We start from the raw sequence: 6,975 nt of genomic DNA on the forward strand, positions 1-6,975 counted from the left end.
CCACCACGCCAAAACGCTGGAGCTGCGATGGCGGCGGTGCGTCGCCCAGCAGGATCAGTGTGTCCTGAAACAGGATCAGGCCGGCGTTTTCCATGGCGCCGCCCATCACCGGCGAGGCGATGAAATCCAGTTTTTCATAGGGATAGGCGATGCCGAAATAATCCTCGAGAATGCCGACGATCTTGGGCACTTCGGCCAAGGTGGTGCCCATGCGCGGCGCCTGGCCCTTGGCGGCGATCACCCGGAACGCCAGCGGCGCCGGGCGCACGGCATTGGCCGGAATCACCGTTTCGCGCACATCGAAATCGCCCACGCCCACCGCCACCAGATAGGTGGGCAGCGGCTTTGACGGCGCAAATTTGTGCGTGGTCCAGCCGGCCTTGGTCGTCGTCGCCGCTTCCGGCGTGTTGGCAAAGGCCTTGAGCCGGCGCGGCACGGTGAGCGACACGGTGAACGGCACCTTGAAGCCCGGCTCGTCAAAACCCGGGAACATGCGGCGCGCATCCAGCGGCTCCATCTGCGTCCAGGCATACCAGTCACCGCCCACCTTGGCGCGGAACAAGCCTTCGGCCCCCTCGCGGAAACCCGTGCTGTAATCGAACCGCAGCGTGATCTTGCCAGCCGGCACAGCGCGCGCCAGATCCAGCCGGGCAACACCTGACGGATCAACCTCGGCATATTTCGCCGCCACGCGCTTGCCGCCAGCCATCACATCGGCGCGGACCATCTTCAGCCCCAAACCGTGCAGGAAAATGGTGCGCGTCGGCGCGTTGGCCTCGGCGTCGATCTCGACATGGCCGGTGAAATCCGCCTTGGCCGGATCAACCTTCAGATCAATGCGATACGCCGCCGGGCGCACGGTATCGGGCAACCGGCCCAACGGCACCTCCTGCGCCAACGCAGGCATGGCAATGGCAGCAAACGCCAAAAGGCCGAAACGATTCATGGATGTTCTCCCGATGTTGAGCGGGCTTTAGCGGCCGCGGCGCTGGGCGCAAAGGGGGAGGGCGGATTGCTTCCGGCGGGCAGGGCCTGAGGCCCTGCACCCGCTTTCGTTTTTGGCCGGTGCTCATTCAAAAGGGCATCGTCATGCTGGCTTGCGCCAGCATGACATAGGCCGTTGGTGATGGACTGCTCCAAAACAAACGGGTGCAGGGTCCGCGACCCTGCCCGCCGGCGGCAACGTCCCTTCCTACAGAATATACCGCGACAAATCGCGATTGCCCGCAATCTCGCCCAGTTCGCGCGCCACCATTGCCGCGTCCACTGTCACCGTATCGCCGCTGCGTTCGCTGGCATCGAAGCTGACGCTTTCGAGCAGTTTTTCCATCACGGTGTGCAGGCGGCGGGCGCCGATGTTTTCGACGTTTTCGTTCACTTGCGCGGCGGTGCGGGCGATGGCGTCGATGCCATCGGGGGTGATTGTGAGCGTCACGCCTTCGGTGCCGAGCAGGGCGGCGTATTGGCGGATCAGGCTGGCATCGGTGTCGGAGAGGATGCGGCGGAAATCATCTTCGGTCAGGCCTTTGAGTTCGACGCGGATCGGCAGGCGGCCTTGCAGTTCGGGCAGCAGATCGGATGGTTTGGCGACGTGAAACGCGCCGGATGCAATGAACAGCACGTGATCGGTTTTCACCGGGCCATATTTGGTGGCGATGGTGGTGCCTTCGATCAGCGGCAGCAGGTCGCGCTGCACGCCTTCGCGGCTGACGCTGCCGCCGCGCACATCCGAAACCGCGATCTTGTCGATTTCGTCGAGGAACACGATGCCGTTGGCTTCGGCGTTGCGCACGGCTTCGCGCTGGATGTCCTCGTCATCGAGGCGCTTGTCCGATTCCTCGGCCAGCAGCGCCTCCCACGCGGCCTCCACCTTCATCTTGCGGCGTTTGGGCGGCCGTCCGCCCATGGCCTTGGCCATCATGTCCGAAAGGTTGATCATGCCAACCTGGCCGGGCTGCATGCCGGGCATTTCAAAATTCGGGGCAGCTTCGGTGACTTCGATTTCCACTTCGCGGCCTTTCAGATCGCCGGCGTCGAAGCGCTGGCGGAAAGCGAGGCGGGTGGCTTCGCTGGCGTCCTTGCCCACCAGCGCATCCAGCAGCCGGGCCAGCGCGGCGTCGTGCACCTTGTCCTTCATGGCGGCGCGGCGGTTTTCGCGCACGAGGCGGATGGATTCCTCCACCAGATCGCGGATGATGCTGTCCACATCGCGGCCAACATAGCCGACTTCGGTGAATTTGGTGGCTTCCACCTTGATGAACGGGGCGTTTGCCAGGCGCGCCAGCCGCCGGCTGATCTCGGTTTTGCCGCAGCCGGTGGGGCCGATCATCAGGATATTCTTGGGCACCACTTCATCGCGCAGATCGTCGGGCAATTGCTGCCGGCGCCAGCGGTTGCGCAGGGCGACGGCGACGGCGCGTTTGGCATCGTCCTGGCCGATGATGTTGCGATCAAGCGCGGCGACTATTTCGCGGGGGGTGAGATCGGCGCTCATGCGGCGTCTCCTGCGGTTGCATCTTGGGCAACCGCGTCTCCGGCCGCCATGGTTTCCACGGTCAATTCCTCGTTGGTGTACACGCACAGATCTGCGGCGACCTTCATGGCCCGCCGCGCGATGGTTTGCGCACCATGATCGCTGTCGGCCAGCGCGCGGGCGGCGGCGAGGGCGAAGTTGCCGCCTGAACCAATCGCGGCAATGCCGCCCACCGGTTCCAGCACGTCGCCATTGCCGGTGATGATCAGCGTCACCGATTTGTCGGCCACGATCATCATGGCTTCCAGCCGGCGCAAATAGCGATCGCTGCGCCAATCCTTGGCCAGTTCAACGGCGGCGCGCATCAATTGGCCGGGGTGGCGCTCCAGCTTGGCTTCCAGCCGTTCGAACAGGGTGAAGGCATCGGCAGTGGCACCGGCAAAGCCGCCAATCACCTCGCCTTTGGGACCGAGTCGGCGCACCTTTTTGGCATTGGGCTTCATCACCGTCTGCCCCATCGTCACCTGGCCATCACCGGCCACAACCACATGGCCATCCTTGCGGACGGAAACGATGGTGGTGCCATGGAATTGGGGGAGTTCGCTCATGATCGGGTCGGCTCTTGTTGCATCGATTCTATGTAGAACGATTGACCGCGACGAAAAGGCCCCTCTGCTTGCCGCCTTTGTCGCAATGCTTTAGGCGCTGCCGCAGCAACAGACCTTGTGAGCCAAAGCCATGACCGCGCGCACCGCCAGCATTTCCCGGGTGACCAAGGAAACCAGTGTCGAGGTTCACGTGAACCTGGATGGCAGCGGCGTGTACGACGTGTCGACCGGCATCGGTTTCCTCGATCACATGCTGGAGCAATTGTCGCGCCACAGCCTGATCGATCTGACGGTGAAAACCACCGGCGATCTGCACATCGATGGCCACCACACCACCGAAGACACCGGCATCGCGCTGGGTGAAGCCGTGGCAAAGGCGCTGGGGACACGGCGCGGCATCACGCGATATGGGGATGCGCTGATCCCGATGGACGAAACGCTCACCCGGGTGGCGCTGGATATTTCGGGGCGGCCCTACCTCGTTTGGCGTACGGCGTTCAGCCAGCCCAAGCTCGGCACGCTGGATACCGAGATGTTCAAGGAATTCTTTGCTGCCTTTGCCGGCGGTGCGGGCATCACGCTGCATATCGAAACGCTGTACGGCGTGAATAATCACCACATCGCCGAAAGCTGCTTCAAGGGTGTGGCGCGGGCGCTGCGGGCGGCGGTGGAAATTGATGCGCGCAAAAGTGACGCGATTCCAAGCACAAAAGGCACATTGGGCGGTGCCTGACACAGCCGTGCTGGTGGATTACGGTGCCGGCAATCTGCGTTCTGCAGCGCGGGCGCTGGAGCGCGCGGGCGCGCGCGTGGTGGTGACCGACGATCCGGCGGTGATTGCCGGGGCGGCGCGCATCGTGTTGCCGGGCGTGGGCGCCTTTGCCCAGTGCATCAGCCAATTGCGGGAACGCACGGGCATCGAGGCAGCGCTGAACGAGGCGGTGAACCGGCGCGGCGTGCCGTTCCTTGGCATTTGCGTCGGCATGCAGTTGCTGGCCAGCGAAGGCCATGAACACGGCGTGCATGCCGGCCTTGGCTGGTTGCCGGGCACCGTCAACCGGCTGCAACCCGCTGATCCCGCGCTGAAAATCCCGCACATGGGCTGGAACCGGGTGGAGGCGGTGAACGGGGCGGCCGTGCCATCGGGCGACGCGTATTTCGTGCACAGCTATGCCTTCACGCCCGACGACCCGGCCGATGTGCAGGCAGTGAGCGACCATGGCGGTCGCTTTGCCGCCATCGTCAAGCGCGGCCACATCACCGGCGTGCAGTTTCACCCGGAAAAAAGCCAGGGATACGGCCTGGCCTTCCTCAAGCGCTGGCTGACATCATGATCATTTTTCCCGCCATCGATCTGAAGGGCGGCCAGTGCGTGCGGCTGGCTGAAGGCGACATGAACCGCGCCACGGTTTACGCTGATGATCCTGCCGCGCAGGCCGCGCTGTTCCGCGCTGCCGGGGCGACGCATCTGCATGTCGTCGATCTGGATGGCGCGTTTGCCGGCGACAGCCGCAACGCCGCCGGTGTGAAGGCCGCGCTTGCGGGCTTTGTGGGCGGTCATGTCCAAGTGGGCGGCGGCATCCGCACCGCTGCGCATGTGGAAGGCTGGTTGGCGGCGGGCGTCTGGCGCGTGGTGATGGGCACGGCGGCGCTGGAAAACCCCGATCTGGTCCGCGGCCTCGCCGGCGATCATCCGGGGCGTATCGTCGTGGCGGTTGATGCCCGCGATGGCATGGTGGCGACGCGCGGCTGGGCCGATGTATCCACGTTGCCGGTGGCGGATCTCGCGCGGCGGTTTGAAGATGCCGGGGTCGCGGCGGTGCTGTTCACCGATGTCGGCCGCGATGGGATGTTGAAGGGCGTCAATCTCGAGGCCACGGTTGCCTTGGCCGCAGCGACCAGCTTGGCAGTGATCGCGTCCGGGGGCGTTGCCTCCATCGCCGATATTCACGCGCTGGTGGGCCAACCCGGTATCGAAGGCGTCATCACTGGCCGCGCGCTTTACGATGGCCGGCTCGATTTGGGCGAAGCGATAAAGGTGGCGCAATGACGCTCGCCGTCCGCATCATTCCCTGTCTCGATGTCGCCGGTGGCCGCGTGGTCAAGGGCGTCAACTTCGTGGCGTTGCGTGATGCCGGCGATCCGGTGCAGGCCGCCGCCGCGTATGACGCCGCCGGCGCGGACGAATTGTGCTTCCTGGATATCACCGCCTCCCACGAAAATCGCGGCACCTTGCTCGATATCGTCGAGCGCACCGCCGATCAGTGCTTCATGCCTCTCACCGTGGGCGGCGGCGTCCGCAGCGTGGGCGATGCGCGCGCGCTGCTGCTGGCCGGGGCGGACAAGGTGGCGGTGAACAGCGCCGCCGTCGCAAGGCCGGCGCTGATCGGTGAACTGGCGATGCGGTTCGGAGAACAATGCGTGGTGGTGGCGGTGGATGCCAAGCAAGTGGCCCCCGGCAAATGGGAAATCTTCACCCACGGCGGCCGCACGCCAACCGGCATCGACGCTGTCGCCTATGCCGTTGAGGCGGCCCGGCTGGGCGCCGGCGAAATCCTGCTCACCTCTATGGACCGCGACGGCACCAGATCCGGATATGATCTGGCGCTCACCCGCATCATTGCCGATGCCGTGCCGGTACCGGTGGTGGCGTCGGGCGGGGTGGGCGGCGTCGCCGATCTTGTCAGCGGCGTGGTCCAGGGCCATGCTTCGGCCGTGCTGGCAGCCTCCATCTTCCATTTCGGCGACGTCACCATCGGCGAAGCGCGCGCGGCACTGGCGGCGGCAGGCCTGCCAACCCGTACCCCATTTGCGGGAGGTGTTTGATGGAGCGCTTTGATCAGCTGCTGGCCGCCATCATCGAACGCCGCAGCGGCGATCCCGCCACGTCATATGTCGCCAAACTCACCGCCAAAGGCCGCGCCAAGATTGCGCAGAAACTGGGCGAGGAAGCGGTGGAAACAGTGATCGCCGCAATACAGAACGACCGCGCCGGCATGGTTTCGGAAAGCGCCGATCTGATGTTTCACCTCGCCGTGCTGCTGGCCGATGCCGGGCTGAGCTTTGACGATATCCGCGCCGAGCTCGTCCGCCGCGAAGGGGTTTCGGGTATCGAGGAAAAGGCCAAGCGCGCGACTTGAGCCGGAGGCTCACTTCACGCAATCCGCCCGAACGCCTTGAGCCGCCGCGCCGTTGCCTGTGCCGCCGCCTTGTCGCCGCGCGCCAGCACGCCGGCCAGTTCCAGGCCCTGTCGTTTCAGCAATGCTTCAAATCCGTCTGTCGCTGGCAGCGCTTCCAGCCCTTTCAGCAGCGCGGCTGCGCGCGGGGCGTTGGCGGGGTCCAGATCGAGCAGGGTGATGGCGAAGAATACGCGAGTGGAGGGTATATTTGGCGCGAGTTTGAGCGCCTGCGCGTAACAACGCTCCATTTCGGATTTCTTGGCGCCCAGTGCGGTGCTGGCGAGGAAGCTGCCCACGGTGGCCACGGCGCCGCCGTGCCAGCCGCCCAGCGCGCCCCACACCAGGCTGGTGTCCGGGTGGGCGGCGCGGATGGCCTCAAAACGGCGGCGGGTTTCCTTGGCCAGGCCGATACCGCGCGTGAGCTGCGCGCGGTAGGCGATGGCGACGGTTTTTTGCAGTTGCGCTTCTACGTTGGTGGGGGTGCGGGCGAGTGCGGTGTCGAAATCCTTCTCGGCTGCAGCGACCAGCGCGAGTGCACGGTCCTTGTCGGTGGTTTGGTAGCCGGCGATCGAAAGCTGCGCGCGCCCCGCCAGAACCAGGCTGTCCACACTGTTTTCCGCGTGGCCATCGCGCACCGCCACTGCCCAATCCCCGGCGCGGAAGGCATCGATGGCGGCGGCATCGGCGGCATCGGCGGGGGCGGCGGCGGGGGCGG

Annotated in this window: 9 protein-coding genes; 5 read left to right on the forward strand and 4 right to left on the reverse strand. The window is 65.3% G+C overall.

Annotated elements, in window-relative coordinates; all coding sequences use genetic code 11:
• From ACESL8_RS02910 to hslV, 3 genes are all read right to left on the reverse strand, one after another.
• The coding region (locus tag ACESL8_RS02910) for a M1 family aminopeptidase (RefSeq protein WP_372915772.1) at positions 1–946 on the reverse strand (946 nt) is incomplete at its 3' end.
• Between the two features lie 246 nt (positions 947–1,192).
• Positions 1,193–2,494 (reverse strand): ATP-dependent protease ATPase subunit HslU, encoded by a 1,302-nt coding sequence (hslU, locus tag ACESL8_RS02915; RefSeq protein WP_372915774.1) that lies wholly within the window; start codon positions 2,492–2,494, stop codon positions 1,193–1,195.
• The gene (gene hslV, locus ACESL8_RS02920) at positions 2,491–3,081 is read right to left on the reverse strand and encodes an ATP-dependent protease subunit HslV (protein WP_372915776.1); all 591 of its coding nucleotides are present in this window, start codon (positions 3,079–3,081) and stop codon (positions 2,491–2,493) included. Before hslV ends, hslU begins: the two co-directional genes overlap by 4 nt.
• Positions 3,082–3,211: 130 nt before the next feature.
• Here hslV and hisB point away from each other — a divergent pair, with 130 nt between their 5' ends.
• Genes hisB through ACESL8_RS02945 form a run of 5 tightly spaced genes read left to right on the forward strand, consistent with a single transcriptional unit; the run spans position 3,212 to position 6,221 of the window.
• The gene (gene hisB / locus ACESL8_RS02925) at positions 3,212–3,814 is read left to right on the forward strand and encodes an imidazoleglycerol-phosphate dehydratase HisB (protein WP_372915778.1); all 603 of its coding nucleotides are present in this window, start codon (positions 3,212–3,214) and stop codon (positions 3,812–3,814) included.
• Positions 3,807–4,415, forward strand: a complete 609-nt coding sequence (gene hisH, locus ACESL8_RS02930; protein ID WP_372915780.1) for an imidazole glycerol phosphate synthase subunit HisH — start codon at positions 3,807–3,809, stop codon at positions 4,413–4,415. Before hisB ends, hisH begins: the two co-directional genes overlap by 8 nt.
• Positions 4,412–5,131, forward strand: a complete 720-nt coding sequence (gene hisA / locus ACESL8_RS02935; RefSeq protein WP_372915782.1) for a 1-(5-phosphoribosyl)-5-[(5-phosphoribosylamino)methylideneamino]imidazole-4-carboxamide isomerase — start codon at positions 4,412–4,414, stop codon at positions 5,129–5,131. The genes hisH and hisA overlap by 4 nt, the downstream gene beginning before the upstream one ends.
• Positions 5,128–5,907 (forward strand): imidazole glycerol phosphate synthase subunit HisF, encoded by a 780-nt coding sequence (gene hisF / locus ACESL8_RS02940; RefSeq protein ID WP_372915784.1) that lies wholly within the window; start codon positions 5,128–5,130, stop codon positions 5,905–5,907. Before hisA ends, hisF begins: the two co-directional genes overlap by 4 nt.
• Entirely contained in the window at positions 5,904–6,221 is a 318-nt protein-coding gene (locus ACESL8_RS02945; RefSeq protein WP_372915786.1) for a phosphoribosyl-ATP diphosphatase, read from the forward strand. The genes hisF and ACESL8_RS02945 overlap by 4 nt, the downstream gene beginning before the upstream one ends.
• A 14-nt stretch (positions 6,222–6,235) precedes the next feature.
• Here the strand turns inward: ACESL8_RS02945 and ACESL8_RS02950 are convergent.
• Positions 6,236–6,975: hypothetical protein (locus ACESL8_RS02950; protein ID WP_372915788.1), on the reverse strand; the 740-nt coding region annotated here is incomplete at its 5' end.

Origin of the sequence: Sandarakinorhabdus sp. (assembly GCF_041689835.1) — a bacterium.
In the GTDB taxonomy this organism is placed as follows: domain Bacteria; phylum Pseudomonadota; class Alphaproteobacteria; order Sphingomonadales; family Sphingomonadaceae; genus Sandarakinorhabdus.

What these genes read in the sequence shown, in the direction of transcription:
- hslU (WP_372915774.1), bottom strand. Translation starts at nt 2,494, where the DNA reads ATGAGCGCCGATCTCACCCCCCGCGAAATAGTCGCCGCGCTTGATCGC.
- hisA (WP_372915782.1), top strand. Translation starts at nt 4,412, where the DNA reads ATGATCATTTTTCCCGCCATCGATCTGAAGGGCGGCCAGTGCGTGCGG.
- hisB (WP_372915778.1), top strand. Translation starts at nt 3,212, where the DNA reads ATGACCGCGCGCACCGCCAGCATTTCCCGGGTGACCAAGGAAACCAGT.
- hisF (WP_372915784.1), top strand. Translation starts at nt 5,128, where the DNA reads ATGACGCTCGCCGTCCGCATCATTCCCTGTCTCGATGTCGCCGGTGGC.
- hslV (WP_372915776.1), bottom strand. Translation starts at nt 3,081, where the DNA reads ATGAGCGAACTCCCCCAATTCCATGGCACCACCATCGTTTCCGTCCGC.